This is a genomic window from Candidatus Chloroploca asiatica (genome assembly GCF_002532075.1).
GTDB classification, from domain to species: Bacteria; Chloroflexota; Chloroflexia; order Chloroflexales; family Chloroflexaceae; genus Chloroploca; species Chloroploca asiatica.
On the sequence record NZ_LYXE01000182.1, the window covers coordinates 91,608 to 117,529 of the forward strand.

Here is a 25,922-nt window from a genome sequence, read left to right on the forward strand (position 1 = left end):
CCAGTTGAGGCTGAACGAGGGTGGATCTGGGGGTGCAGGGGGGCGAAGCATCCCCCTGCAACGCGCCGTAGGCGCGAGGCGAATTTTTATTTTTTATGAAAACCTATCGCAATTTCTACACCCAGATCTATAGTTTCGAGAACCTGTATGCAGCCTATCGCGCTGCACGTCGGGCGAAACGCGATCGTCCACAGGTTGCCCAATTCGAGGCACGGCTCGAAGACAACCTCTTGCGCCTGCAACACGAACTGCTGCATCAGACCTATCAGCCCGGTGGTTATCATCATTTCTATATCTTTGAGCCAAAAAAGCGGAAAATCAGTGCGGCACCGTTCCGCGACCGGGTTGTGCATCACGCGCTCGTCAGGGTTATTGAGCCGATCTTCGAACGGAAATTCATCGCCGACTCATACGCATGCCGTAAGCATAAAGGCACCCATCGTGCGCTTGATCGCTGTACGCATTTTGTGCGGCAGCACCGTTTTGTCTTGCAATGTGACATTGCGAAATTCTTTCCGACGATTGACCATGCTGTTTTGAGTGCGATTCTACAACGTACCATTGCTGACCAGAACGTCTTGCAGCTCTGTGAAGCCATCATTGCCAGTGGCGCGGGGGTACTTGACAGTGAACGCGAACTGCGCTGGTTCCCTGGCGATGATCTCTTTGCCCCACTGCGTCCACAGGGGCTGCCCATCGGCAATCTGACCAGTCAATTCTGGGCCAATGTGGTGTTAAACGAACTAGATCAGTTTGTCAAGCGCGAGTTGAAATGTCGTGCCTATCTGCGCTACGCTGACGATTTTCTGCTCTTTCACGATGACAAGAAGGTGTTGCAAGAGTGGCTGGACATCCTGCGCACCTTTACCGCACAACGGTTACGCCTTCATCTTCATGATACCAAATGCCAAGTCTTCCCAACCAGCAGTGGTGTACCATTTCTTGGCTTTCGCCACTTTGCCACCCATCGTCGGCTGAAACGACCGAGTGTCGTGCGTTTCCGTCGTCGGCTGCGCATGTTACAAGTAGCCTACGCGCAAGGTCAGATCAGCCTGGATAAAGCCGGTGCATCGATCCAGAGCTGGTGCGCCCATGCGGCGCATGGCAAAACGTACCGTTTACGCAACCAGATCTTGCGCCAAACCCACTTTGGGCCGAGACACAGATGAACGAAATTCCCATCTTTGCGAAAACGTATGATCTGTTATTGTGGCTTGTGCCAACTACACTGAAATACCCGCGTGAACACCGTTTTGCGCTGGCCTTGCGCACCCAACAAGCGGCCTTTGATTTCAACGAATTGATTATCCAGGCACGCAAGAGCCGTGACAAACGCGATATATTAATACGCGCTGACACGCATCTTGAGCAGCTACGGATCTATCTACGCCTTGCCCATGACCTGAAACTGATAACGTCGCGCCAGTATGAACATGTCAGCCGTGAAGTAAGCGCGATTGGCGCATTGCTCGGCGACTGGATGAAGCGTACTGGGACAACCCAGACCCGAAATGCTCCCTGAGGTGCCTCCTGGCGATCGATGCACAACGACGGAACAGCCGAGCAGCGCCCATGTTGACCAGAAGGAACTGACCGCCATTCCACCTAACGTGGTGGGTTGTGAGAGTCATCTCACAACAACGCCCGGTGCGTTAACCGCAACGACAACAACCCGAACAACGACAACGACAACAACGGTTTTCGTCTTGCCACTCGCGCTCCTTGCCCGCCGGAAATGTGTCGGAACGCCCTGATAAAGCCAGGGTCGGGAATGACGCCGAGGTTTTTGAGGAGAACGACAGGTCAGTTCCTGGTTCGTCACCTGATGAGCCAAACAAGCTCCGTGCCGCTCCCTGTGGTAAGCGCAACCCCGCTGAAGCCTGGAGCGGCGTCACCTCCACCCCGTTTTTGACGCCAAGGCGCCAAGGCGCAAAGTTCCGTATAATAATACCCCAAACCTCCGCGCCTTTGCGTCAGATCTCTCTGCGCCTTTGCGTCACATTCACCCTGTTTTTGACGCAACGCTGCCTGGGGGCGCAGCAGCGATGACAGGGGCCTGTTGTTGACGGGCAGGCCATGGGCTGCTGCGCCCCTACATTCGCGCCCCGTCGCCGTTATCCATTGCGGTGCCCGTTGCCGTGGGCATGGAATTGGTCCGTCGCCGTCAACCACCCCGGTGCCGGCACATGTAGGGGCGCAGCAGCCCCTACGCAGCTTCTTCATCACAACGTCGCTTCATCGCTGCTGCGCCCTGCCGTGGGTATGGGATCGGTCCATTTGCCGTCATTCGCCCCGGTGCTTCGCGCCTTTGCGTGAAACAAGCCCGTTTTTGACGCCAAGACGCCACTGCCACCAACGCTGCCCGTGGGCGCAGCAGCGATGAGAGGGGCCGTTTACCAACGGGCGGGCCATGGGCTGCTGCGCCCCTACATTCGCGTGAAACCTCCCCCAAACCTCCTCATCCCTCTGTGCCTCCGCGCCTCCGCGCCTCTGCGTTAAAACCCCTCCGCGCCTCCGCCTCACTTCCACCCATGCGTTGCCTCGGTCACTACGCGGTAGTTGGCGTCGAGCGCGGGTTCCAGCAGCAGGATGGCGGCGATGCGCCGGGCGATGTCGCGGACTTCGCGGGCTTCGTCGATGCTGAGGCTGCGTCCGAGTAGCGGGCGTTCGCGGTAGCTGAGCCATTTTTTGAGTACTTGGTAGCCGCCGATGGTGTAGGCCCAGATGGTTGGCGGGATGTTGCGCCAGTAGACGCGGTCGTTCAGGTAGATGTCGAGCGTTGTTCCGCCGGCGGCGCTGCCGAGCGCGGGGTTGACTTCGCCCTCGTTGGCGGCGCGTTCGACGACGCGGCCTTTGCCGGGCATGGTGATGCCGCCGCGTCCGGCGTAGCCCCAGCCTGCGGTGAGGTCGAGGTCGCCGGCGCTCGGGTTGATCTGCCCGCCTCCGATGATGCTTAGGATGCCGATGGGGCGCAGTTCGTCACGGGGTGCGCCGCTGGTGACGCCGGGCACCGGGCGTTCGCTGTCGAGCAGCGCTGCGATCTGTCGCCCGAGTTCCGCTGAGGCGAGCAGTGCTGCGCTCGTGGCTGGCAGCGGGATGCGCGGCCAGTCTTGGCGCAGTGCATCAGCATTCGCAACGAGGTATTCCTTGGAATAACCAATGGCTAAGGCGTGCATCCATAAGAGATCGCTGGCGTGAGGATGGGCAATTCCGAGATCGGCAAGGTATTGAATGGCTTGAGCCGAGAGGTTGGATCGCTCTGCTTCATCGTGAACATCATCGAGAAAGCTATGCTGTTTGGCACCCCAACCCTGCATTTTCAACGGAAAACAATCGCTTCCAGGTCGAGTTAGATGACGATCAGCAAGATTATTGACGGTAAAAAATGGCGTACCTTCATTCTGGCGCTCGGCTTTTTGGCGCGCTATGAGGAACTTGTTCCCTGCCTGAGCCGCAGCAAAGAGATCTGGCCGTTTTTCATCCAGTAATTTGGTCTTTGGATGCCAGTAGACAAAGCGGGTATCAAAAGGTTGATAGGTGTAGCGGACAATAAAGCCACTATTTTTGCCCAGTGGTAGCAACTCCTGGCGGGTTTGGGCAGCATTGTATCGTGCTGATGAGCGCATGATCGATGGCAGCATTGTCAGCAGCGAATCATTACTTCGTGATGGATCGAAGTACATGTTGAGCTTTGCTTCAAGGACTTCACGATCAATAGCGACTAGGTCGGCATCACGGCTTGTATTCACCCCTGGGGATGAAACAGGAAACAACTTAGGCAGCAGCGGCCAGCCCAGGTAATCAGCCTGTACCTGCGCTGGCTGGAAGGGGAAGCCCAGCGGCGCGGGCGGGTCAAGCAGTTGGTAGGCAGTGGTGGTGTCTGGTTGCGTGGCTGCGGTGTCCAATTCGGTGCGTTTTTCGCGGCCCCAGAAGTTGCGAAAGGCGATCGCTGCCTCTTTGGGCTGCGGTCCTCGACGCACCATCAGCGCAATCGCCGTGCCGACCTGAATGCCTTCGCGGTTGAAGTCGGTCGAGAAGACGCTGGGATCGGGTTGGCCGTCGGGCGTCAGCTTGCCGGTGCGGTACTTGTCGCCGTTGAGCGAGTCGATCCAAATCCGATCAAAGACCTCCAGGTAGCGCTCGCGCATGCCGGTGAACGAGAGTCCGTCGAGCCAGGAGTAGTTCGAGATGTAGCAGACGACGCCGCGCCGACTGGTTTCGACGATTTGGCGTTCGGCCATGCGAAAGAAGCGCACATAGAGGTCGTTGAGCCCCTGGCCCTGCGGTGCCGGGGCGCGCTTGGTCGTGCGATAGGCATGGGAGAGATCGCGCTCCTCTTCGATGCGCGCAATGCCGGCGTAGCCAGAGTAGGGCGGGTTGCCGAGGATGACCAGGATGGGCGCCCCACGCTTGATCTGCTCGGCCTGGTCGCGCTCGTCCTGGAGTTCGGGGAGACCGGGGAAGCGCAACTGGACGGCCTGCTTCGGATCGTCGGGCGGCTCCCAGCCGGTGAGCGCGTTGGTCAAGTAGACGCCGACGCGCTCGTCGTCGGCGAGTGGCGCACCGAGTTGCTGCAGCAGCAAGCCAATCTGGAGGTGAGCAACGACAAAAGGCGCCGGCAGCAACTCAAAGCCAAAGACCCGGCTCAGCGCGGCGCGCTTGACATCCTGGCCCAGCAGCGCATCCTCGCCCCTGGCGCGCAACGTCGCCGCAATCTGGCGCAGCACCTCGGCGACATACGCCCCGGTGCCGGTGCAAGGGTCGAGCACGATCACACTGGGGTCAGCCAGACCATCGGCCACCCCCAACTCGTCGCGCAGGGCGGCATCAACGCGGGCGACCATATAACGCACCACCTCGGGCGGCGTATACCAGACCCCCAGATCCTTGCGTAGCTCGGGGTCAAAGGCTTCGAGAAAGGGCTCGTAGAAGTACTGCACGGCGTGGCCGGTATCGAAGCGAGCGAAAAACGCGCCCCGCTCGACCCGATTGAGCGCCGCGCCGGTCCAGTCCAGCACCTCCATCAGACCAAGCGGCCTGAGGCGCTGAGGCGTCGAAATCTGGCTAAAGAGCGCCTGGAGCACCGGGACGTGCAGGTAGTACTGCGCCAGACGCCAATCGAAGCTATCGCTGCGCTCAGGATCCTCGTGGTGCCAGAGCACCCAGGCCGAGAAGACGCCATAAAAGAGCGTCTGGATCAGCGTCGAGCGAAAGAAATGGTCGCCGCGCTGCTCGTTGAAGCTAATGCCAAGCGCCTCCTCCAGCGCCTTGCGCACCTGCCGCAGGGCAGGCAACTGCGAATGCTCAACGCGCATCCGGGCATCGCGGGCATACGAGGCGAGGAACCAAGCCACATCGGCGGGGCTCGTCAGCGGGGCGGCAGCAAGCAACACCCGCTTGAGATACTCAACCAAACGCTCGCGGTGGGTCGCGGCAAACGCCACCGGATCAGCGACCTGCGCCCAGAACTCCGCCTCGTTCGCCGCGAGGCGATAACGCTCCTGGGGCAGCGGGCGACCGTGGGCATCGCGCCCAACGAGCACAAAATCGCGATAATTCGTCACCAGCACCTGACCATACCCGTCGAGGTACTTCTGAACCTGCGGACTACGGGCAATCGTCGTCACATCATCGCCGGCCCCCTTCACCTCAAGCACCCCACGGGCAGGCAGCGGCGCGGGAAAAGCATCGGAAGGCGCGTGACGACCAATCTGATCAGCGGTAAAAAGACCGCCATCAGGGATGCCCGCACCGCGATTCTTCAGCGTAAGGACACAGCGCACCCGCGGACGCAACTCAGCGCCGACCGCATTGAGCAGCGTGCTAAGCGCCGGATAAAACGACGTCTCTTTGACCGCAGAGCCAGAAGAGCGAATATCACGGAGATCGCGGAGATAGGTGGCAACGATATCCATGCACGGCCTCGGGGACACAGTGCGACGCCTTGCTGCCAAGCGCGCCGGGAGCGGCGATCGATGGTGTTTCTGATGGCAAGTATAGCATACCCCGTTTTTGACGCAACGCTGCCTGGGGGCGCAGCTCGCTCCGGGCGGGCCATGGGTTGCGGCGCCCCTACACCCGGCCTGGTACCTGCTCCTTGCGGCCCCTCTTAAGAACGTGTATACTTCAGATACGGCAATCCTGCCGTCCGCATAACCTCGCAGAGTAACGGAATAGCCTGTGGAGGAGCCATGAAAGCCGTCGTCATGGCAGGTGGCGAAGGCACCCGCCTGCGACCTCTGACCATTAATCGCCCCAAACCGATGGTCTCACTGGTAGATCGTCCGGTGATTCAGCATATTATCGAACTCCTCAAAATCCACGGCATTACCGATATTATCATTACGGTTCAATACCTCGCCAATGCAATTCAGGATTATTATGGCGATGGCAGCGCCTATGGCGTGAATATTACGTATTCACTCGAGGAGATGCCGCTTGGTACGGCTGGGAGCGTGAAGCATGCGGAGCATCTGCTTGACGAGCCTTTTCTGGTTATTTCTGGCGATGCGTTGACTGATTTCAATCTAACGAAGATTATTGACCATCATTTCACAACAAAATCACAAGCAACTATCACGCTGTATCGCGTTGACAACCCACTTGATTATGGGGTAGTGATTATTGATGAAGATGGCAATGTCCGCCAGTTTCTGGAAAAGCCGAGCTGGGGTGAAGTCTTTTCCGATACCGTCAATACCGGCGTCTATGTGCTTGATCCGTCGGTGCTGGCCTATATCGAACGCGGCAAACCATCGGACTGGTCAAAAGATGTCTTCCCGCACATGATCGAGCGTGGCGACCGCATTCAGGGCTTTGTGACGCAGGGCTATTGGACGGATGTTGGCACGATCGAAGAGTATATGCGCGCATGTGGCGATTACCTTGGTGGTAAAGTCAATCTGCCGCGTCTCGGGCACAATATTGGTGGTGATGTCTGGGTTGATGGCGACGCCGAAATAGCCCCTGATGCACAGCTTCATGGGCCGATCTATCTTGGACATGGGGCGAAGATCAAGGGCGGGGTGATCATTCATGGTCCCTCGGTGATCCGTGATTATACGATTATTGACACACGGGCCAATATTGATCGTTCGATCATCTGGCGCAATTCGTATGTTGGGGAACGTGCCGAGTTGCGGGGCGCGATTGTCTTGCGCCAGTCCAATATTCGGCAACGGGCGATGCTCTTTGAAGGGGTCGTGATTGGTGATGGCGTGCAGATCGGGGCCGGGGCGGTGATCCAGCCCAATGTGAAGATCTGGCCGAGCAAAGAGGTTGACGAGGGTGCGACGGTAAGCAGTAGCATTATCTGGGGCAGCCAGGGTCGTCGCGTGCTCTTTGGGCGCTATGGTGTGACCGGTCTAGTTAATATCGAGATCACTCCTGAATTATGCGCCAAACTTGGTGCTGCGTTTGGTGCTACTTTGACCCGTGGTTCGATGGTGACGATCAACCGTGATGCGCACTACACCCCCCGGATGCTCAAACGGGCGATTGTCGCCGGGCTACCTTCGGCAGGGATTAATGTCTGTGACCTGCAAAACGTGCCCATCCCGGTGGCGCGTTATTACACCCGGGCGATCAATGCCTCTGGCGGCATCCATGTGCGGCTCTCCCCTTATGATAACCGGGTCGTTGAGGTCAAGTTCTTTGATGAGCATGGCCTCGATATTGCGTCAACCGTCGAGCGCAAAATTGAAAATACCTTCTTTCGTGAAGATTTTCGCCGGGCCTATCTTGATGAGATCGGACGGATTCGCTATGGCGACGCCATTGCCTCAACCTATACCTCTGCTTTTCTCAAGGCGCTGCGGCCTGATGCGCTCGAGATGATCGGGCGGAGTTTTCATCTGGTCATTGACTATGCCAATACCAGCGCCAGTATGGTTCTCTCGCCAATGCTGCGGCGCTATCGGGTTGACTCGGTTGAGTTGAATGTCAATCCCGATGAGCAGATGGTCTTTCAAACAACGGCGCAGTTTGAGGCAGCGGTGCAGCGTTTGACCCAGATTACGCCGATTGTCGGGGCGAGCATGGGGGTGCGGCTCGATAGTGGCGGCGAGAAGATTTTCCTCGTTGATGATAAGGGGGTGCGGCTGCATCCCTTGCGCGCCCTGGCGGCTGTTACCGCGATGGCTATGCAGGCCCACGGTGGGGGGACGGTCGCCGTGCCAGTGACGGCACCGCGCGCCTTCGAGAAGATTGCCGAACGGTATGGGGGGCGCATTCTGCGAACGCGGGCGACGATGGGGGCCTTGATGCAGACTGCCTCGCAGCAACCCAATCTGCTGATGCTTGGCGATGGCACCGGGGGCTATATCTTCCCTGCGTTTTATCCGATTACCGACGGTATGTTCGCGATTGTTAAACTCATGGAACTGTTGACGCTCACCGAGGCGCGCCTCAGTGCGGTGCTCGCCGAGTTGCCACCCTATTACATGGCCCAGAGTCGCGTCCCGTGTCGCTGGGAATCGAAGGGCAAGGTGATGCGCATTCTCAATGAGCAGTACGCCGAACGCCGCGCCGAGCAGGTTGATGGCATTAAAATCGATCTCGGCAACGAGTGGGTGCTGATCTTGCCTGACCCCGATGGGCCTTTTTTCCACGTTATCGCCGAAGGCTACAACGAAGAACAGGCCCGCGTCCTGGTCGAGAAGTATACGGGCCTGGTGACCAGTTTGCAGTAATGACGCCTTGCTTCGCACAAAAAAGCCAGCTTCGGCTGGCTTTTTTGTGCGAAGCAAGCAATGTTAATCAACTTCTCCAGGCAACCGGGTCGTCTGGCCTTCGTACAGGGCCGGGCCTTCGCTGGCGATGGGCAGTCGGATAATTTCGAGGTCGCCAAAGATGGTGGTGACATTGAGGTTGAGGCGTACTGAGGCGGTGTCGTAATTTTCGCTGATGTAGTCGGCCCCGCCACTTGCGCGGTCGTTACTGCTGATCTGTTCGACCTCGACATCGCCAAACAGTGCAAAGCCGTCGATCTTCAGGCCGACATCCTCCGAGAGACGCAACTGGACATCCCCAAAGATAGTCAACACGCGCATGGTATGCTCGCCATACTCAGCCGGTTTGCGCACGAGGTTTAACCGCACATCCCCAAAGATCGTCGAGATATCTTCCTCTTCAAAACGCCCCGAGCGATGCGTCCGGTTGATATCGTGAAAAATGGTCAAACGAGCCATGGCTATTCCTCCCTTATTTCCTCAAACCTAGATGATGCGACGCTTGCGAGGAAGGTTTTGTTGCACGAGAATTCCCTGACTACCTGGCTGAGAAAAAGTCCGCGTAGCGGACTTTTTCTCAGCCGATGAGGATCTGCTATAGTATAGGGGCTAGTAGCAAGAACTAAAACCGATTGGTCAGACGAGGATGGCAGTGCAACGGCAGAAACAACGACAACGTGTGCTTGATGGTTTGCTGGCGCTCTACCCAGTAGGGCTGATCGGGTTGACCCTGGTTGCGCTGGTGGCGCCGCAGCGCACCGGGCTCATGGCGTTGACCCAGGTCTTTGCGCATTTTCTGTTTCTTCCGTTGCTGCTGTTGCTGCCGCTGGCGGTGCTGGTGCGCCTGTCACTCCTCCGGTTCGCCCTGGGAGCGGCGCTCGCAGTCTTTTTGATCGTCTATCCGCCTGCCTTCCATGTCGGTTCTGCACCACCTCCCGCCGCAACGGGCGTACAGGTGCGCATCATGACCTGGAATCTTTTTTATGGGCGGGTATCGGCGGCGCAATTGCAGGCACGCCTAGAGACGTATGAGCCCGATATCGTGCTGGTGCAAGAGATGCTCGGTGAGGGCTTTGTGGTGAGCGAGTGGCTGACGACGCAGTATCCTTATCACTTGATCGGCTCGTATGCGACGGCACCAGGGATGGCGATCTTTAGCCGCTACCCCATCGTTGAGGCGTCGGTGCCGCAATTCGCTGAGGCTCACTGGGATATGCCGCGGATCATTTGGGCGCGTCTGGACATCGAGGAGCATACGCTGAGCGTAGTCAATGCGCATCCTATTCCTCCACGAACCTTTGGCACCAACTGTGCGGTGCTGCGTTGTTATAATCAAGGGCCACGTGATGCCCAAATTGTTGATCTCCGTCGTTTTGTTGATGAGATCCGGGCGCAAATGGGCGATCCGCTGATCCTTGGTGGCGATATGAATGTGACGGAACGCGAAGAGGCTTATTTCGATCTGGCGCACGGGTTGGTTGATGTGCATCGGGCGGTTGGCCGTGGCTTTGGGGCTTCGTGGCGGCCAGGTATGCTGCAGGTGCCGTTTGGCTTGCTGCGCATTGACTATTTCTTTACCGCACCGGGTGTGCGTCCACTCAAGGTGATGACTGATTGTCGATGGTATGGCAGCGACCATTGTGTGCTGGTTGGGGATTTTGGGATTGAAGAGCGAGGGATAGTAGGAAAGCCGTGATGCAATTGCCCTTTTTTGTCTATGGGACGCTCAAGCCGGGCGAGTCGAATTATGCGCGCTATTTGGTGGGCCAAACGATTGCGGAAGTGCCTGCATGGCTTGATCAGGGGACGCTCTTTACCGAAGGACCGTACCCGTTTCTGGTGTGTGAACCCGATCTCGCCCGCCCTGAGGAACGGGTGTTTGGGACGTTGATGACGTTACGCTCCTCGGTCTATGCGTTGGTGCTCCAGGATCTTGATCGGCTCGAAGGATATGTTGTGGGTGGCACCCAGAATCTCTACGAGCGTATTACGATGGACGTACAGACCGAGCACGGCCCCTTTCGCGCCTGGGTCTATGTTGTCGGCACCCAGATGCTGGCGCAGATTCGGGCCGGGAATCTGCATAAAATCCCTGGGGGCAACTGGACATCATAAAATATGTCAGGTGTCAGAAGCCAGCTTTGCTGGCTTCTGACACCTGACATATTTATGGAAGAGACTTACCGTGGCATGTGACGGGCAGGCAGGGCCAGGTGCTCAAGGGTTGCTTCACGCAGGCCGAGTGGTTCGAGGCGAACGCTGCCGTCTTCCGGGGCGTAGGCGAAGATCGCCCGTTCAAAGTATTGGATCGTGCGCGCTTGCCCATCGGCGGTAATGGTGCGAAACTCTTCCGAGAGCGGCAACCCAAAGGCCATCAAGCCCCCTTCGCGTTGCCAGAAAGCGCGAAAGGCATCACGCAGGCGGTGGCCTGTCTCGGGGAAGACGAGGGCGTCGCCGGCTTCGGTCAGGGGCACAAGGGCGTCGGCGCCGCCATAGGCCCGACTCGTGGCGGCACGGCTGCCAAGGGGTGCTGGTTGCACATACCAGATCGTGTCACGTTGCTCGTTGTCGATCACGAGTTCAACTGTGGCAAAGCGCTGCCGTATCTGGTCGGCAGTCTGCCGCGCCGGACCCTGCGGCACGCCAAATTGAGCCTCGCCCCCGAGCGCACGCCAGTAGCGGTAAATGGGAGCGGGGATCGTTTCGCCAGCTACCTCGCCATCCTCGGGTAACGGCAACAGATTGTCGGGATCTTCTAGCACCGCCAGCAGACCTGCGAGATTCTGGGGGAATTCGCTGTCGGTACCAGTGATCAATTCGGGGGTGATCGCGGCAATGCCCATGCTCCCGGCCCAGTCGTGCATGCCCCCGGTGATAGCGTAGAGCGGCCAGTAGCGGCTGTAGAGATAGCCGGCGGCATTGGCGTACCGTTCGGCCATCGCGATCGAAGGGGCGTGTTCACACGAGGCGGGAAAGACCAGGCCGGCATTGGAGTGGAGAAAGATCGCCCCGGCTGCATCGAGGAGAAACGCACGCAAAAGGCGTACCTCGACCTGCGAGTCGGGATACGGTCCGCCGGTCTCGGCGATCAGCCCATACGCCCCAAAGACCGTTTGGCGCCAATCATTGTCGGGGCAAGCGTCGAGGTTGGTATTCATGTTGCGGTTGAGGTCAACCCCGGCCGCATCAAACCGCCAGCCGAGCGCAAGCCCATCGGGGTTGATCGAAGGAATGAGAAAGAGGCGCACCGACGATGGAACGAGCTCGGGATTGGCGGCAAGATGGGCGATCAATTCATTCGTCAGGCGATAGGTATTCGCCTCGGGTCCGCCATGCGTATTGCCGACCACCACGAGCTTGCGCGGCCCGTTACCGAACTGCACGGCCTCGATTGGGCGCCCCTGGGCTGATAAACCCAGGACAAAACGACGCTCGGACTGCTGCGGTGGGGTTGCCTGAGCTAACGGCTGCCATGCGAGCAGAGGACTGGACAGCACCGTCAGCCAGAGCGTGGTAAGAACAAGCACAAAGAACTGCAACGTCTATCCCTCACCAAGCGCTTTGCGCTTTGCTTCAACAAAATGGCGTTGTTCCAGCCGGATGCTGTTGGTAAGGCGACTGATCGTCGCACTCTCTTCGCTGCTGATGCCGCCCTCGGCGGCGGCAACGGCAAAGAGCGCATCAAGAAAGCGGACACGCTCGGCAATCGTGGTACGCTGGGCAAATTCGTAGGTCATGACATAGGGGTCAAGTTGATCATCGGCGCTTTCAGCGAGGGCGACCTCGGCGACCAACTCGGCGCGTTCGTGGCTGATCTCCCAGCCATGCTTGAGGGCGGTCACGATCCGCGTGCGCTCGGCCTCGCTGACAGGGGTTTCGACGTGGGCAATGGTGGCGAGGATGCCCCCGGCAAGCGCTAGTTTGCGCGCCTCGTCGGGCGGAATGCCCAGGTCTTCTTCGGGGGCTTTGCCGAGGCGGACACGCACCCCATAATAGACACGATTGTTGAGAAACTCATCGAGATGCTGTTCGCGATTGGGGCCACGGGCTTTGATACCAAAGGTACGCCGCAAGAGCGCCCCCATCCCGGCGAGCGGGCCGGCATCGGCTCGCATGACCGCCTGACGAATCTCATCGCCGACAGTTCGCTCTTCTTCGGTGACAACCCGATCAGCGGCGAGCAGGCGATCAAGGGCCTCGAGCGCGAGCGTACGATCAGCCGGGCCACGCAGGTTGGCGGCGAGTTCTTCGAGCAAGCGGGTGCGCTCCTCGGCGCCAATCGGCGAATAGAGGTAGATATCGAGCTGCGCCCAGTCCTGCATCGTCAGACTCATCTCGTCGGAACCGACGTTCTGGCCCATTTCGGCCAGGAGATTTTTGAGGCTGTTGACCTCATCAAGCGCGAGTTCACCGTCGGCCCAGGCCGCAGCGATAATGACTTTGGCAAGCGCCATTGCCAGCGGAGATTTTGCCATGCAACGTTCCTTATGCTGTCTTCATTGCGGCGGCGTCGAAAAGGCCGAGTTCCTCGATGCTTTGCCGTCGCATCAAGAATTTCTGGATCTTGCCGGTCACCGTCATCGGAAAGGTCTCAACAAACTTGACATAACGAGGGATCTTGAAGTGAGCAATCTGGCCCTGACAAAAGGCACGGATCTCTTCTTCATCAGCGGTCACACCGGGCTTCAGTTTCACCCAGGCCATGATCTCTTCGCCGTAGCGACGGTCGGGCACCCCGATCACCTGGACATCGCTGATCTTGGGATGGGTATAGAGAAACTCTTCGATTTCGCGGGGATAGACATTCTCGCCGCCGCGAATGATCATATCCTTGATGCGCCCGACAATATTAATATACCCCTCTTCGTCCATGACCGCCAGATCGCCGGTATGCATCCAGCCAGCACGGTCAAGCGCTTTGTGCGTCGCCTCGTCGTTGTTCCAATACCCGAGCATCACACTATACCCACGGGTACAGAGCTCACCGGTCTCCCCACGCGGCACGATCCGCCCGCTACCGGGATCGATGATCTTGACTTCGACGTGCGGATGGACCTGCCCCACGGTACTGACCTGTTTTTCGAGCGGGGCACCAATGCGGGTCTGCGTACTGACCGGACTGGTCTCGGTCATGCCGTAGCAGATCTCGACATCGTGCATATGCATCACCGACTGCACCTGGCGCATCACTTCGACCGGGCAGGGCGACCCAGCCATCACCCCGGTGCGCAGGCTGGTGAGATCGAAGCGCTTGAAGTCGGGATGCTCAAGCTCGGCGATGAACATCGTCGGCACGCCATAGAGCGCCGTCGCCCGCTCGGTCTCGACGGCCTGTAAAACGGCCAGCGGCTCGAAGCCTTCACTCGGATAGATCATCGTCGCCCCGTGGGTAAGACAGCCCAGGTTGCCCATTACCATGCCAAAACAGTGGTAAAGGGGCACTGGAATAACAAGGCGATCTTGCTCGGTGAAGCCCATCAATTCGGCGACAAAATAGCCGTTATTGAGGATATTGTGATGGCTCAGCGTGGCCCCTTTGGGGTAGCCAGTTGTCCCCGAGGTGTACTGGATATTGATCGGATCGTCAAACTGCTGTTCGCCCTGACGGATCTGCAGGTCTTCGGGCCTAACCTGCTCAGCGGCAGCCAGCAGATCGGCCCAGGTCAGCATCCCAGGTGAGCGTTGGTCACCGAGGCGCACGACCATCTGAAGCTCGGGGAGGCGGGCCGCTTGCACCTGCCCTGGTGAAGCCTCATTCAATTCAGGCACCAGTTCATACATTATCGCAGCATAGTCACTGGTGCGAAACTGAGGCGCAATGATGATCATCCGACACCCGGACTGACTCAGGGCATATTCGAGCTCGTGGAGACGGTAGGACGGGTTGATATTGACCAGAATCAGGCCAGCTTTGGCCGTCGCAAACTGGGTAATCGCCCATTCGGCGCGATTCGGGGCCCAGATCCCGACCCGATCACCTTTGACCAGGCCGAGCGCCATCAAGCCACGCGCACAACGATCAACCTCGGTTTTGAGCTCAGCATAGGTATACCGTAACCCCTGCGCACAGCAGACCAGGGCTTCGTTCGCGGGAAACCGCGCCGCAATGCGATCAAAACACGCCCCAATCGTCTCACCGAGCAGCGGCTGTGAACTCGTCCCACTGACATAGCTCCCCTGCGTTGTCTCCATAAGCTCCTCTGCTTGGCTCTTCTGACGTATACGGGCAACCCTGCCCCTCATCAGCCGCGTTCGACTTGTGTTTACCAACCGCCGCCGGAACGCCCACCACCAAAGCTACCGCCGGAACGCCCGCCACCAAAGCTGCCACCCGAACGCCCGCCGCTTCCCCAGCCGCTACTCCCGCGACTCGAGCTACTGCTCCAACTCCCCGAGCCACCCCAGCCACCGCGTCGGCCGGTGCCCATGATGATCACAGGGCCAAGACCACCACCGCCACCCGAGGGGCGTGAGGTATGTTTACGGATCTCATTGGCAGCTTCCCGGGCTTCTTGGGCAATCGCCTTGGCCTCCTCGATCGTTCGTTTCAGTTCTTCCTCGCCGGTAATCGGCAGGCGGATTTTATCAAAACGGGCACGGGCCTGCGTGACTTGCTTTTTTGCCCCCGATGGCGCACGCTTGCCAGCCTGTTGCGCCAGGCGTTCGGCTTCTTCCAACGCGGTGCGCGCCTCAGTCAGGGCGCTATTGAGATCGGTACGCAACTGTTCGAGGCGTTCGGTATCGGCGAGCGCCGCTTGATAGACCACGCCACTCTCGGACTGGACATAACTATAGGCTTCAAGGGCCTCTTTGAAGGCTTGGCGACGTCGTTCTTCTTCCCAGGTTCCGGCCTGCTTATGGGCCTGCTGGGCCTTTTCAAAGCGTTGCACCAGGCCTTTGACAGACGCGGTGGTAGCAGGCTGAATATCATTGCCATGCAGATTGATAAAGCGAGCGATCTTATTGATCTCGCCACTGACGAGTGGCCCGAGTTTCTCGACCTGTTGACGGAGTTTCTCCATCGACTCGGCCTCGCCGCGTGCGGCGGCGAGCGCTGCATCAGCCAGGCGATCGGCCGTGGTGGCGGCGGTCGCGAGGCGCAACCAATCTGGTTTCGCCTGGGCAGCCTCTTGCTGCGCCACGGCAAAGTGCTGCGAAGCCTCGTGCAACTGTTGCTCGGGGGCTTTGCTAACATCGGGATCGTTGGCCTTGACAAAGGCGAGGCCCGCCTCGATGCTGCGTTCGGCCTCTTCCAGCAACTCACGCGCTGAAGCACGGGCCGTTTCGAGATCCTGCAGGCGAGTCATGATCGCCTCAATCAACTGATCGACATAGGTGAGTTCCTGATCGGCGGCATCAAGTTGCTCGCTAGCCGCCACAAACGCCTGCACCTCCATCGCATTCTGCTCTTGGGCGCGTTCCCAGTGTTCGTGGGCGCGGTCGGCAGCCGCCTCGGCCTCGCTGCCATTGCCCCGAATATCGCTCCAGCTACTTTCGGCGAATTCGTCCACCTGATCAAACGCCTCGTGGCCCTCGACAATCTTGCGGGCGGTCGCCTCACCACGGGCCTGGATCGCCGTGAGACGGGCAGCATTGGCGGCCCGGAGCGCGGGTGCGCCGCTGCCCGAGGCAACGGCCTGGGTGAGTTTCGCCTGAGCCATGCCCAATTGATCGCGTGCAGTATCGTACTGCTGAGATTGGAGCGCATCGGCAGCTGAACCGAGCGCCGTTTCGGTCAACGCGAGCGCCTCGTGCATCAGATCGAGGCGATAGCCCGCGGCGAGCACCGCCTCGGCGGCAGTACGTTCAGCGGCCATATCGGCCAGAATACCGGCGAACTGGTTCACCAGCGCGATTAAAACGTGCGCTTGTTCCGACGCTACCCTAGCGGCTGCCGTCGCTTCTGGAGCCTGATACGACTTCATTGCGGCGGTTGCCCGTGCAACCTCTGTCCTAATCGGGGCGAGGGCGGCCTCAGGATCGGCAATCGCATCGCCCAGAATCGCAAGACGGTTGGTAGCGTCGGTCAGGCTTTTTTTGCGCGGTCGAGTTCCTCCTGCGCCAGACGCGCCTGTTCATCGAGGTCACGGCGGAGCTGTTCAACGACAGCTAGTTCATCGCTAACCGTATCGCAGGCGACACTCACCTGATCGTATTGCACGGCAGCCTCTTCAAGCTGCGCATTGCTTGGTTTTTCGTGACGATCGAGTTGTTCACCGGTTTCTTTGAAGGTTTGCTGCGCCTTGACAAAATTGGCTACCACGGCTTTTTGGAGCGTCGCAAGGCGGTTGACATCCGCTTTGGCATAGGAGACCGCATCAAACTTCGCCTTATCGTCAGCGTTACGGAAGCGCTGGCCGAGATCGGTGATCTTGAGACTAGCGGCCTCGCGGGCGTCCTTCAGCCGTTGCTGAGCAGCAGCACGGGCCTGCGCAGTACGACGGCGGCGCGTAAACGCAAAAGCCCCGGCCCCAGCAGCGGCGAGACCACCAACACCGAGCACAACTGGCGTTGGATCAAAATTGACGGTTGTGCCACCACCGGGTGTCGGCGGATTCACGATCGCATTCTCGATCGCCCCGAGCGCACTCACCACGCCACCGGTAAAATCGCCGGCCGAGAGACCAGGGTTTAGTTCAGTTCTGCGGATCGCATCAGCATTCTCATTGATCCCAAGCGCACGGGCCCAATCATCGCCATAGGCGATCTCGCTATACGGTGGGTTCTCGGCCACATAGATCGCGATCAACGCATTGAGCATCGTCCCATCGGGACGCCCAACACCATCATCGATCATGCGTTCGGTAAAATCGTCGGCGTCACCATTGGGCACAATATAGACCGCAACGGTAGCCCCGCGATTCAGCAATGGACGCGCTGCCTGCTCAACCTCGCCACGATTCAGGCGCCCGCCTGGATCGGTAATGAGCACGCGTCCTTGGGCAAAAGCTGGAACAGCAAGGAGCAGAAGCAAGGCAAGTACTGCTCCTAGCCGAAGAAAATGACGCACAACACTATCCCTCCCCACAATGGCTACGACTTCTTTCTTGTGCATAAGATTATAGCATGGGGGGCTGGCCTCATCCGCATGATTAGTGGGCCAACATAAATCCGCAGCGATGCTTCGCTCAGCATGACAAGGTTGGGTAGGTATATGCTTAACGCTTGTCCTCGTCGTCCTCGTCGCCCTCGTCGTCCTCGTCGCCCTCGTCGCCCTCGTCGTCCTCGTCGTCGTCCTCGTCGCCCCAATACTCGGACTCATCTACCATATTGTACTTTTCAGCGACCTTTGGGTCTGTGGTCACCAGCTGTGCGTAGTCGTCGCCGATGCCACCTTCGTCCTCAAGGACAACTCCATCCCTTCGCATTTGATCGAGCTCATCGGCTGCGGCTCGCAACATGTTAATCATGTCCTCAATGGTTTTCGCGTCAGCGGTTAGCCATTTATTGCGCCAGGTGGAAATGTAGCGCTTCCTTGACGCTCCCCATAGCTCCTTGTCCCGATTCATGTTGTGCGGGTCAGAGTGGTCATGAATCTCGTTCATGTTTACATTCTCCAAGAATCAAACCTCGGCTGACGAACGTCTGCCTGTATCGACGACAAGAACACCCTACCCCTCCTGCGCCTGGCGTTTCTGATCGAGGCGCTGCTCGGCGGTGAGCCGCTCTAGGCCATAGTCGTTCTGATCGACAAAGTGCATGCCTTGGGCAAGCGCCGGGTGGACAGCGCTGATTTCGCGAAACATCGCCTGGGCGACCTGCCGATAGGAGGGATGCCCCTGGCGTGCGCTCCGCAGTTCGATCAGGTGATAGGCCTCGCGCACATTCAATTTGATCCGCCAGCGCACGCGAAAGCTGAAAGGAACCGCATACTGGGCTTCGTGCGGAAACTCGGCTTGCATGGCGACGCAGACCTCGGCGGCCTGTTGCAAGGCGGCCCGGTACGTAGCGGCCACCCCAACCGCTTCAAGCTCGGACGGCACGACAAACCCATGCGCTACCGTGAAGCGCTGGCGTTCCTGGGTCAGCACCCGGTGGCGCTGAAGATCGCGGTACGCACCGATGTCCGCCAGGATATCAAAGCTGTAGTACGGCTCTTCAAACGCCCGTCCGGGACGATGAAAGCGGCTCGCACGCTCGCCGAGAGCGGCCTCAATCAGGGCAACCCGCTCGGCCTCGGGCATTGCCTCAACTCGTTCCTGTATGGCCGTGAGTGGCAGATCCAGGTGAGGATAGAGGATCGCCGCCACGGTCTTCGCTTCAGCCTGGGGGTCATAGTCAACGAGCCGAACCGCCACATCGCCCTGGGATGCTTGAGGGAGATCGATGCGAGCGGCGATGGCGCCGACGCGCTCGCGGATCGCCGCCATGTAGTCTGCATAGGCGCGACCACGGTCGCCTTTAGAGCGCTTCACAAAGGCCGGAATCACCAGATCCAGCTCGGCCTGCATCGCCTGGCCGAGTTGCTGCGTCTCGGCGAACGGGGTGGCGGCAAGCTTGGTGAGCAGATACTCGAAGGCGCGGCCATTGCCAAAGAGCCCCACATTGGTGCGGGTCGCCATCGGCAGCAGGCCACGCAGCAGGTCGAAGGCTTTCGCCTGCGTCGCGCTGGCGTAGGCACGCTGCGACGTCGCCGGGTCACGAGGAAACTGGGTCTGCACCCACGCCTGCACCGGGGCAAGCAGCGCACTGTAGGTGCGGAACAGATGATCCATCGCGTCGGTGAAGCGTGCGGCATAGGGTGAGGCCATCAGGGCTGGCTCGCGCAGGTAGGCGTAACCCTCAGGCCCCTGCTGATCGAAGCGGACATAACGGGTCGACTTTTCGAGCGGCGAGAGGCCAAGCCGACTATCTTCAAGCACCTTCGCAGCGATATTGCTCACGCCCTCGCAGGCAAGGTGGGCACCACCGAGTTCAGCGACCGAATCGTCACCGTAGCCGACCAGCACCCGCTCGTAGAAAGCCTCGGCCTGCTTGACGGCCACTAGTTGCGCCGCGGGGTCATTGTCGGCCCCGGCGACGATCAAATGGAAACCCGACTCGGGCGCGCTGATAAACTCATCAAGCAAGAGACGGCGCAGACTTTTGGTACTCCGACTATAGCGTGAGAAGAGCGCGCCCTTGACCACCTCGGGAAGATTGCGCAAGCAAAAGATGGGACGCTCGGTATTGGTTACAAAGGGCTGGAGCAGCGCGATCTCCTCTGCGGTAAAGCGCTCGGCATTAGGCTCAAACATCAAGTGGCTCCTGATATAGTCTGTCAAGGAAGTTTCCCGATAGTTTGTCACCCTGAGCGCAGCGAAGGGTCTCATGCGTTTAGATGGCAGAGATGCTTCGCTGCACTCAGCATGACACACGACTCAAGGTATTGACTCTAGAGCATTGTACCGCACCTGGGAATTGCGTCAGGGCTACGCTGAAAATGGGGGAACTTGGTTCCCCCATTTTCAGCGTAGCCCTGGGAAATGCGTACGAAGCACACAGACTGGACATTGCAAAAAGTATGCTATAATCCACGCTATTGTCATCTGTACTTATTCAGCCCCGATAGTCTCGCGGTGACCCGCTGGCCTGGATGTCAGGGCGTAAAGTGCATGCCTCTGAGCACCCGTAGTCGCTTGGGCTGTAGGGTGTTGTCTAGCCCCGGTTCTCGCAAGAGACCGGTTTTTTCCGATCTATTTGCAATCTATCATTGAGGAACAGTGCATCATGCCCGAAGAGTCACTCATCGGCTGCCTGATGCCTTGTTCTTCGCTGGGTACCTACCATACATGGGTCGGATGGACACCGGCCCAAACTCCAAGAAATGGAGGGGTTCCGTGGGGTTTCTACGCTTCTGGTTCAAGACAATCCGCCTCTCGATCGCCCGTATTGGAGCAGGTTGGATGTTCGCCCTGCTGACGTTTAACTTCAACCGCGTTTCTATTGCCGATCTCGGTGCGCTTGCGGTTGTCGTTACGTCACTGATCGGCTTGCATCACTTCATCTCCTTCTTTCAGGTCTACTGGGGTCGTTTTGCTGATCGCTATGCACTTTTTGGCTATCGGCGCACGCCCTACATCTTCCTCAGCGGCATGGGCGCTTCGCTCATCTTTCTCTTGCTTCCCTCAATTGCGGTTGGTCTTGGCGAGCGGAGCCTGGCGGCGACCTTCGAGGCCCTCCTCTTGATTGGTTTTTTTGGGGTTGCGATGGCAATGAATGGTAGTGCCTCGAATGCCCTGATGGCCGAAGTTACTACAGAAAAAGAGCGTGGCGGGGTTGTTGCCGTGGTCTGGGCCGCCATCATCCTGAGCGGAATCATCACGGCAGTGGTAGCGGGACAGATGATGCCCAACTATGACCCCGAGGCGATGCAGCGCCTTTACAACCTCACGCCTGCGGTGGTCTTCATCACAACCTTTCTCGGTATCATTGGGATGGAGCGCCGCATTACACCGGAGGAGCAAGCCACATTGCTTGCTACGCAGCCTGACATGTCGGCCTCACCGCTGAGCACCTTCCGGATCGCACGTAATCTGATGAGTTCGAATCCGCATGTGCGGGCCTTCTTCTTTTTCGTGCTGCTTGCGGTGATGGGCATCTTCCTTCAGGACGCAATCCTTGAACCCTTCGGCGCGGAAGTCTTTGGGATGAACCAGAAGGAAACCGCCGCCTTCCAGCAGTCCTGGGGAGGTGGGGCCTTGCTTGGCATCTTCCTTATGGGGATCATTTCATCCTACACATCGCTCAGCAAAAAGACCATTGCGACGCTGGGTGGGCTGATGGTGGCGATCGGCTTGCTGGCGGTTGCTGGCGCTGGTCTAACGCACCAGGCTGCGCTGATCACCCCGGCGTTGCTGGTGATTGGTCTTGGCGTCGGCTTCTTTGATGTCGGTGCCCTCTCGATGATGATGGATATGACCATCGAGGGTCAGGCTGGGCTGTATATGGGCCTCTGGGGGATGGCGCAAGGCCTCGGAACCGGTTTTGCCAATATCCTCAGTGGGGCGTTGCATACCGGACTCATCGAGACGGGCCTACTTTCTGAGGCGATGGGCTATGCGGTTATCTTTGGCTTCGAAGCCGTTGCGATGCTACTTGCCATTGGCCTCTTGCGCAGCATTAGTATTCAGGAGTTCAAAGGCCTGACGCGATCTGATATTAGTGCCGCGCTGGCGATGGATACGGCAGGATAAGCTCAAATGTTCGTTTTTGCGTATCACGCTTTGCTCTTGATCCATGTCGCCTGCTTTGCCATCTGGATGGGCGCGATTGTGGCATCCTTGCTGGTCGTCCGAACTTTTGAGCCACGCCTGACCAAGCCAGATGGCCTGACCTCTGATGGCGAACTCCTGCGTGCCTATATTCGCCACGAGGTGAAGCTGGTTGATGTTGTCTTTCTTAGTTTGATGATCTCAGGGCTTGCCCTGGCTCAGTTCTATCTTGGTTGGAACACCTGGGTTTTTCTCAAGATCGGTCTTTTCATTGCGCAATTTGCCGCTACAATGGGCTTCGTCTTCCTGCGCATCCGCCCGATCACCTACCCTTGTACCCCGGCGACTTATCGCCGCTGGTACCAACTTTTTGGCGTCTCGTTGAGCTTTTTTGCTGTGACCCTGTTGGTCGTCTACTTCGGAAGGTGAGCTTTGCCCTACGTGCTCCTTCGCCCCATCCATACGTCGCTTATTGTGCTCCGGTGATGTCGCGGCGGGCAATGGTGCGCCAGGCCGTGTAGCCAAAGAGGAGGCTGTAGATGATGACGACGAGGGTGGCCTGGAAGGGGGCAGGGAGCACGGTTGGGTCGAGGGCATTCGTAAGTAACGACTGGTCGAGGCCAAAGAGTTGACCGTTTTGCATCACCAGGCTGTTGATGTTGGGTTGGAGCAGCAGGTTGATGACCTGGCGGATCAGTGGGTTGACAAGACCGAGTGAGGTGAGCGAGCCGGCCCCGATGTCGAAGATGAGGAAGACGATGCCGCCCGCAATCCCGGCGAGTGTGGAGCGCCCCAGCGCGGCACTGGCAAGGGTAAGCAACAGGTAGGGCAGGATGATCAGCAGCGCTCGTGCGATGCCGATCGGCAAAACAAGCAGATCACGTACGCTCAGTGTATGTGGCAGCCCGAGCCAGGCGCTGGCAATGAGCGCGATCAGCACGCCGACGAGCAGACCGAGCACGATCCCGATGAGCAGACCGAGTAGCAGGGCCATTGTTTTGGCGAGCAGATAGGCCCGGCGATCAGGGGCGCGACTCAGCAAACTCCGCAGCGTCCCCCAGCTATAATCGCCGCCGAGCGACCCGGCAGCGAGCAGAATCGCCAGGATGCCACCGGTGCTATTGACCTGCCCAAGCACCATGCCAAAGATGCCAGGGAGACTCAGTTGTCGCCGGATCTCGGCCACCTGTTCATCACGCAGCACCGTCAGGTTTATGCCAAGCACCCCCTCGTGCAGCGCCACCACGAGGGTCCAGAGGATCAACGAAAGCGCAAGCAACCCGAGAAAGATCGCCAGCATGGCCCAGGCCAGGGGGCGACGCCAGAGCTTGAGCCATTCAGCAGCAAAGAGACGAGTGAACATAGTGTACCATCATGTTTCGCCAGTCACCTCAAGGAAAAAGTCCTCGAGTGAACTGAGCTCCGGGGCGAGTTCGGCGACCGGCACTCCGGCGGAGGCAAGATAGGCATTGAGTTCAGCGGCCCGACTGGTGGGCGTCACCACGATCAGATGGTTAGCGGCAGTTTCAACATCCGTCACCCAGGGTAGCGCCTTGAGCAGAGCGATCGCCTTGCTTGCGTCGCCCTCGATGCGTACCCTGAGGCGTTGATCGCGCTGGAGCAACGCAGCCACCTGGCCCTCGGCGAGCAAGCGCCCAGCCTTGAGGATCGCCACGCGCTCGCAGACCTGTTCGACCTCGTGGAGTTGGTGGCTACAGAGGAAGATCGTCCGCCCGCGTGCGGCGAGGCTCCTGATCAACTGCCGGATCTCGGCCGTTCCCGCCGGATCGAGGCCATTGGTCGGCTCATCAAGCAGGATCAATTCAGGATCGGGCAGCAGCGTTGCGGCAAGCGCCAGGCGCTGCTTCATGCCCTGTGAATAGACGCGCACCCGCTCACGGGCGCGGCTCGTCATCTCGACAACCTCCAGCACCTCGGCAATGCGTGTCGCGGCAATCCCACCGGCCCGACAGAGCACCCGCAAATTATCGTAGCCCGAAAGATAGGGATAAAACGCGGGGGCCTCAATCATCGCGCCGACGCGGGCCAGGGCTGTCACCGGGTTCGCTGCGACATCAACACCAAGCACCACGGCCCGCCCCGCCGACGGCCTGACCAGACCAAGCAGCATCGCCAGCGTCGTCGTCTTACCGGCCCCATTCGGCCCTAGAAAACCAAACACCTCGCCACGCTGCACCGTGAGCGTCAACGCATCAACCGCAACGCGCTCGCCATAGCGCTTGGTCAGGTGCTCGGTCGCAATCGCCACATCGGGGGCTTGATTTGACATATCACGCTTCCTCACCCTGCCAGATCGTCACCCGGTTACGCCCAGCGCGTTTCGAGTGGTACAGAGCCTGATCCGCCTTGCTGATCAGTTGCTCGGCGTTGTTTCCGTGATCAGGATAGGTTGCGATGCCAAAGGAGATCGTTAGCATCACGGTTCCGTGTTCGGATTGGGTGCAAAGGACTGCCGCCGCTTGCCTGATTTCTTCCGCCCGCTTCGCCGCATCGTCCAGTGCTGTATTGAAGAGGACAAGGAGGAATTCTTCGCCCCCATACCGACAAGCAATATCCGATCCACGGACGTATTCTTTAAGAAGACGAGCGACTGCCACCAAAACAGTATCACCGGCCTGATGCCCATACGTGTCGTTGATCATTTTGAAGTGGTCAAGATCGGCGACGATGATGCTCAACGGGGCATGCTCACGCTCCGTTCGCACAAGTTCCCGTGCCAGGGCTTCGGTCAGATAGCGGCGGTTGTACAGACCAGTCAGCGGATCGATCAGATATTGCTCGCGGAGTTCCGCCTGGAGGTGTTCAATTTCTTGCACATAGCGGCGTAAATCGGCGTTCGCGGCTTCCAGCAGTTGCTCGTTACGCTCACGCTTAGTAACTTCCTGCTCGGCACGCGTCAGGGCCTGTTGGAAAGCACCATGACAACAAGAAATAAAGCAGCGATCATCATCATGTTCAGGAGATTAGCCCGGTGTGTTCGCTGGAGGTCACCTTCAAAGACGGGAGGCGCGAACCACTGTTTGAAGCGAGCTACCATGATGATGGCTATCTCTATGCCGGATGGCACTTCGTATCGCTTGAACTGACACTACTCAGTTCATGCATAGTATAGCACACGAGCCTTCTCACCACGTTTCATGCGTGGTATCTCCCGAAGCTGCTGCTCGGTATGAATAGCATGGACAGGAACCAGGGCTTGCAGCGTGCTCCACGCTTGTGTTAATTGTTCGGGCGTTGCAGCGGCAACGGCTAACGATGTCACCGCCGCCGCCTGACAACTCATGCTTGCACCCGTTGCTTTAGGGCGAGTTGCAGAAAGCGAAAACCTATGCTATAATCTGCCCTGTCCGTGAACGGAGTGATCCCCGATAGCTCAACGGTAGAGCGGCTGACTGTTAATCAGTAGGTTCGTGGTTCGAATCCACGTCGGGGAGCCACGAGTGATAGGCCAGGTAGCAGAGCTACCTGGCTTCTTTGTTGAGGATGTTTGAGGTGATTCTATGGCATCAAAGAAGCCTCCTGCCGGGGTGGTGGCCGATAATCGGAAGGCGCGCCACGATTATACAATTGAAGAGACCTTTGAGGCGGGGCTTGTCTTGACGGGCACCGAAATTAAGTCGGTGCGTGCGGGCAAGGTGAATCTGCGGGGGAGTTATGCCCGCGTTTTTCGTGACGAGGTCTTTTTGTATGAGGCGCATATTTCGCCGTATGAGCAGTCAGGCACGTATTTTAACCACGAGCCGACGCGCCCGCGTAAGTTGTTGCTGCATCGGCGTGAAATCCGGCGCATTGATGGGTTGATACGGCAGAAGGGGATGACCCTGGTGCCGCTGAAGATCTATTTTAAAGGGCGGCGTGCCAAGGTGGAGTTGGGCGTTGCCCGGGGCAAAAAGCTTTATGATAAGCGTGAGGATATTGCCAAGCGCGATGCGCAACGTGATATCGAGCGGGTGATGAAGTCGCGTTCACGAGACTAGCA

General features: G+C 58.6%; 20 protein-coding genes and 1 tRNA gene. 9 read left to right on the forward strand and 12 right to left on the reverse strand.

Annotated features, from left to right (window positions below; translation table 11 throughout):
- Window positions 1-95: 95 nt before the first annotated feature.
- Together A9Q02_RS21640 and avd are read left to right on the forward strand one after the other, a co-directional pair.
- Window positions 96-1,169 (forward strand): reverse transcriptase/maturase family protein, encoded by a 1,074-nt coding sequence (locus A9Q02_RS21640; RefSeq protein WP_097655155.1) that lies wholly within the window; start codon window positions 96-98, stop codon window positions 1,167-1,169.
- Window positions 1,166-1,522, forward strand: a complete 357-nt coding sequence (avd, locus tag A9Q02_RS21645; protein ID WP_097655156.1) for a diversity-generating retroelement protein Avd — start codon at window positions 1,166-1,168, stop codon at window positions 1,520-1,522. Before A9Q02_RS21640 ends, avd begins: the two co-directional genes overlap by 4 nt.
- Before the next feature lie 997 nt (window positions 1,523-2,519).
- Here the strand turns inward: avd and A9Q02_RS21650 are convergent.
- A complete protein-coding gene (locus A9Q02_RS21650) occupies window positions 2,520-5,915 on the reverse strand; it encodes a type ISP restriction/modification enzyme (protein WP_097655157.1) in 3,396 nt (1,131 codons plus the stop codon).
- A 276-nt stretch (window positions 5,916-6,191) separates the two neighbouring features.
- On the opposite strand from A9Q02_RS21650, the gene A9Q02_RS21655 reads away from it, so the two are divergent.
- The gene (locus A9Q02_RS21655) at window positions 6,192-8,690 is read left to right on the forward strand and encodes a mannose-1-phosphate guanyltransferase (protein ID WP_097655158.1); all 2,499 of its coding nucleotides are present in this window, start codon (window positions 6,192-6,194) and stop codon (window positions 8,688-8,690) included.
- A gap of 63 nt (window positions 8,691-8,753) precedes the next feature.
- Here the strand turns inward: A9Q02_RS21655 and A9Q02_RS21660 are convergent, their stop codons facing one another.
- Window positions 8,754-9,188 (reverse strand): LiaF domain-containing protein, encoded by a 435-nt coding sequence (locus A9Q02_RS21660; protein WP_097655159.1) that lies wholly within the window; start codon window positions 9,186-9,188, stop codon window positions 8,754-8,756.
- A gap of 193 nt (window positions 9,189-9,381) precedes the next feature.
- Between A9Q02_RS21660 and A9Q02_RS21665 the strand changes: the two genes are divergently transcribed.
- A complete protein-coding gene (locus tag A9Q02_RS21665) occupies window positions 9,382-10,425 on the forward strand; it encodes an endonuclease/exonuclease/phosphatase family protein (RefSeq protein ID WP_141509123.1) in 1,044 nt (347 codons plus the stop codon).
- The gene (locus tag A9Q02_RS21670) at window positions 10,425-10,844 is read left to right on the forward strand and encodes a gamma-glutamylcyclotransferase family protein (RefSeq protein ID WP_097655161.1); all 420 of its coding nucleotides are present in this window, start codon (window positions 10,425-10,427) and stop codon (window positions 10,842-10,844) included. The genes A9Q02_RS21665 and A9Q02_RS21670 overlap by 1 nt, the downstream gene beginning before the upstream one ends.
- Window positions 10,845-10,909: 65 nt before the next feature.
- Here the strand turns inward: A9Q02_RS21670 and A9Q02_RS21675 are convergent, their stop codons facing one another.
- From A9Q02_RS21675 to A9Q02_RS21705, 7 genes are all read right to left on the reverse strand, one after another.
- Complete coding sequence (locus tag A9Q02_RS21675) at window positions 10,910-12,256, reverse strand: M14 family metallopeptidase (protein ID WP_245860804.1); 1,347 nt, start codon at window positions 12,254-12,256, stop codon at window positions 10,910-10,912.
- Between the two features lie 15 nt (window positions 12,257-12,271).
- On the reverse strand, window positions 12,272-13,204 hold the full coding sequence (locus A9Q02_RS21680) for a tellurite resistance TerB family protein (protein ID WP_245860805.1): 933 nt from the start codon (window positions 13,202-13,204) through the stop codon (window positions 12,272-12,274).
- Window positions 13,205-13,214: 10 nt separating this feature from the next.
- On the reverse strand, window positions 13,215-14,921 hold the full coding sequence (locus A9Q02_RS21685) for an AMP-binding protein (protein ID WP_097655162.1): 1,707 nt from the start codon (window positions 14,919-14,921) through the stop codon (window positions 13,215-13,217).
- A gap of 71 nt (window positions 14,922-14,992) precedes the next feature.
- The gene (locus A9Q02_RS21690; protein ID WP_097655163.1) at window positions 14,993-16,654 is read right to left on the reverse strand and encodes a hypothetical protein; all 1,662 of its coding nucleotides are present in this window, start codon (window positions 16,652-16,654) and stop codon (window positions 14,993-14,995) included.
- Window positions 16,655-16,755: 101 nt separating this feature from the next.
- The gene (locus tag A9Q02_RS21695) at window positions 16,756-17,739 is read right to left on the reverse strand and encodes a TPM domain-containing protein (RefSeq protein WP_141509124.1); all 984 of its coding nucleotides are present in this window, start codon (window positions 17,737-17,739) and stop codon (window positions 16,756-16,758) included.
- A 148-nt stretch (window positions 17,740-17,887) separates the two neighbouring features.
- Window positions 17,888-18,274 carry a hypothetical protein gene (locus tag A9Q02_RS21700; protein WP_097655165.1) on the reverse strand — a complete coding sequence of 129 codons (387 nt, stop codon included), beginning with the start codon at window positions 18,272-18,274 and terminating at the stop codon, window positions 17,888-17,890.
- 66 nt (window positions 18,275-18,340) lie between these two features.
- Window positions 18,341-19,966, reverse strand: a complete 1,626-nt coding sequence (locus tag A9Q02_RS21705; protein WP_097655166.1) for an FAD-dependent thymidylate synthase — start codon at window positions 19,964-19,966, stop codon at window positions 18,341-18,343.
- 582 nt (window positions 19,967-20,548) lie between these two features.
- On the opposite strand from A9Q02_RS21705, the gene A9Q02_RS21710 reads away from it, so the two are divergent.
- Window positions 20,549-21,904: a BCD family MFS transporter gene (locus A9Q02_RS21710; protein WP_097655167.1), complete on the forward strand. Its 1,356-nt coding sequence runs from the start codon at window positions 20,549-20,551 to the stop codon at window positions 21,902-21,904.
- 6 nt (window positions 21,905-21,910) lie between these two features.
- Window positions 21,911-22,351 carry a hypothetical protein gene (locus A9Q02_RS21715; RefSeq protein WP_097655168.1) on the forward strand — a complete coding sequence of 147 codons (441 nt, stop codon included), beginning with the start codon at window positions 21,911-21,913 and terminating at the stop codon, window positions 22,349-22,351.
- A gap of 40 nt (window positions 22,352-22,391) precedes the next feature.
- Here the strand turns inward: A9Q02_RS21715 and A9Q02_RS21720 are convergent, their stop codons facing one another.
- From A9Q02_RS21720 to A9Q02_RS21730, 3 genes are read right to left on the reverse strand one after another with little or no spacing between them, the layout of a single operon-like run.
- Complete coding sequence (locus A9Q02_RS21720; protein ID WP_097655169.1) at window positions 22,392-23,285, reverse strand: ABC transporter permease subunit; 894 nt, start codon at window positions 23,283-23,285, stop codon at window positions 22,392-22,394.
- Window positions 23,286-23,294: 9 nt separating this feature from the next.
- A complete protein-coding gene (locus tag A9Q02_RS21725; RefSeq protein ID WP_097655170.1) occupies window positions 23,295-24,212 on the reverse strand; it encodes an ABC transporter ATP-binding protein in 918 nt (305 codons plus the stop codon).
- Between the two features lies 1 nt (window position 24,213).
- A complete protein-coding gene (locus A9Q02_RS21730; protein ID WP_172451255.1) occupies window positions 24,214-24,759 on the reverse strand; it encodes a GGDEF domain-containing protein in 546 nt (181 codons plus the stop codon).
- A gap of 546 nt (window positions 24,760-25,305) precedes the next feature.
- On the opposite strand from A9Q02_RS21730, the gene A9Q02_RS21735 reads away from it, so the two are divergent.
- A tRNA-Asn gene (locus A9Q02_RS21735) sits at window positions 25,306-25,380 on the forward strand.
- Between the two features lie 63 nt (window positions 25,381-25,443).
- Window positions 25,444-25,920 carry an SsrA-binding protein SmpB gene (gene smpB / locus A9Q02_RS21740; RefSeq protein WP_097655172.1) on the forward strand — a complete coding sequence of 159 codons (477 nt, stop codon included), beginning with the start codon at window positions 25,444-25,446 and terminating at the stop codon, window positions 25,918-25,920.
- Window positions 25,921-25,922 lie beyond the last annotated feature (2 nt).